General features: G+C 36.1%; 1 protein-coding gene. It reads right to left on the bottom strand.

Annotation, left to right across the window (positions count from 1 at the left end; translation table 11 throughout):
- The coding region (locus LS72_RS11010; RefSeq protein ID WP_194145613.1) for a beta strand repeat-containing protein at nucleotides 1-2,308 on the bottom strand (2,308 nt) is incomplete at both ends.

Here is a 2,308-nt window from a genome sequence, read left to right on the forward strand (position 1 = left end):
AAATCCACCACTTAAGTTCCCTTTATTATCAAAGCTTGTAATGGTTCCTTGATTCTTAACTTGACTAGTGATAGTTCCAAGGTTACTAAAGGTTCCTATATTTTTAGTATTACTAAATTTGCTTAAGGTAGCCCCTGTATCATTTACAAATCCACCATTTAAGTTCCCTTTATTATCAAAGCTTGCAATGGTTCCTTGATTCTTAACTTGGTTAGTGATAGTTCCAGCATTGCTAAAGGTTCCTATGTTCTTAGTGTTATCAAGACTTGTAATAGTTCCAGTGTTAGTAGCATTTGCTAAGGTTCCAGTATTGCTAAGGGTTCCTATATTCTTAGTGTTATTAAGGTTAGCTAAGGTTCCAGTATTGCTAAGGGTTCCTATATTCTTAGTATTAGCAAGGTTAGCTAAGGTTCCAGTGTTAGTAGCAGAGGCTAGGGTTCCTTTATTAGTAATGTTTCCAGCAGTTCCAGAGTTAGCAAAATTTGTTATGCTTCCAGTGTTTTCTGCAGATGCTAAACTTCCTTTATTATCAAAGGTTCCTATATTATTAGAGTTACTAAACTTTGTAAGGATAGCATTGGCATTATTTACAAATCCACCACTTAAGATTCCTTTATTATCAAAGTTTGCAATGGTTCCCTCATTACTTACTTTATTTGTGATGGTTCCACCATTAGCGTTGCTAAAGGTTCCTATGTTCTTAGTATTAGCAAGGTTAGCTATGATTCCAGTGTTAGTGGCATTTGCTAGGGTTCCTTTATTAGTAAAGGTTCCTATATTCTTAGTATTAGCAAGGTTAGCTAAGGTTCCAGTGTTAGTGGCATTTGCTAGGGTTCCTTTATTAGTAATGTTTCCAGCAGTTCCAGAGTTAGCAAAATTTGTTATGCTTCCAGTGTTTTCTGCAGATGCTAAACTTCCTTGATTATCAAAGGTTCCTATATTCTTAGTATTAGCAAGGTTAGCTAAGGTTCCAGTGTTAGTGGCAGAGGCTAGGGTTCCTTTATTAGTAATGCTTCCAGCATTTCCAGAGTTAGTGAAGTTAGTAAGGGTAGCATTGGCATTATTAACAAGTCCATTACTTAAAGTTCCAGCATTGCTAAAGTTTGCAATGGTTCCTTGGTTGGTAACTTGCTTAGTTATAACTCCTTTATTAGCAATGCTTCCAGCACTTCCAGTGTTGCTAAGAGTAGTTAGGGTTCCACCATTAGCGTTAGTAAAGGTTCCTATATTCTTAGTGTTAGTAAGACTTGCAATGCTTCCAGTGTTAGTAGCATTTGCTAAGGTTCCAGCATTAGTAAGGTTAGCTAGAGTTCCAGTGTTAGTAGCATTTGCTAAGGTTCCAGCATTAGTAAGGTTAGCTAGAGTTCCAGTGTTAGTAGCATTTGCTAAGGTTCCAATATTAGTAAGGTTAGCTAGAGTTCCAGTGTTAGTAGCACTTCCTAAGCTTCCAATATTAGCAAGGGTTCCTATTGTTTTAGTGTTACTAAGGTTAGCTAAGCTTCCAGCATTAGTAAGGTTAGCTAGAGTTCCAGTGTTAGTAGCACTTTTTACGACTCCAAGATTCTTAAAGGTGCTTAGATTGCTAGAATTAGCAAAGTTTGTTAAGGTAGCCCCTGTATTATTTATAAATCCACCTTTTAAGTTTCCTTGGTTGGTAAAGCTTGTAATGCTTCCTTTATTAATAACTTGGTTGGTGATGGTTCCACCATTAGCATTGCTAAAGGTTCCTATATTCTTAGTGTTAGTAAGACTTGCAATGCTTCCAGTGTTAGTAGCATTTGCTAAGGTTCCTTTATTACTCAAGGTTCCTAAGTTTTTGGTGTTAGTAAGATTAGCAATGCTTCCAGTGTTAGTAATATTTGTTAGAGTTCCAGTATTAGCAATGCTTCCAGCATTTCCAGTGTTGCTAAGGTTGGCTAGAGTTCCAGTATTAGTAGCACTTCCTAAGTTTCCTTTGTTTTCAAGGGTTCCTAGATTAGAAGCATTACTAAACTTTGTTAAGGTAGCCCCTGTATCATTTACAAATCCACCACTTAAGTTCCCTTTATTATCAAAGCTTGTAATGGTTCCTTGATTCTTAACTTGGTTAGTGATAGTTCCAAGGTTACTAAAGGTTCCTAGATTAGAAGTATTACTAAAGTTTGTTAAGGTTGCATTATTATCATTTACAAATCCACCACTTAAGTTCCCTGTATTATCAAAGTTTCCTATGGTTCCTTGATTCTTAACTTGACTAGTGATAGTTCCAAGGTTACTAAAGGTTCCTATATTTTTAGTATTACTAAATTTGCTTAAGGTAGCCCCTGTA

It is taken from the genome of Helicobacter apodemus (genome assembly GCF_000765745.2).
GTDB classification, from domain to species: domain Bacteria; phylum Campylobacterota; class Campylobacteria; order Campylobacterales; family Helicobacteraceae; genus Helicobacter_D; species Helicobacter_D apodemus.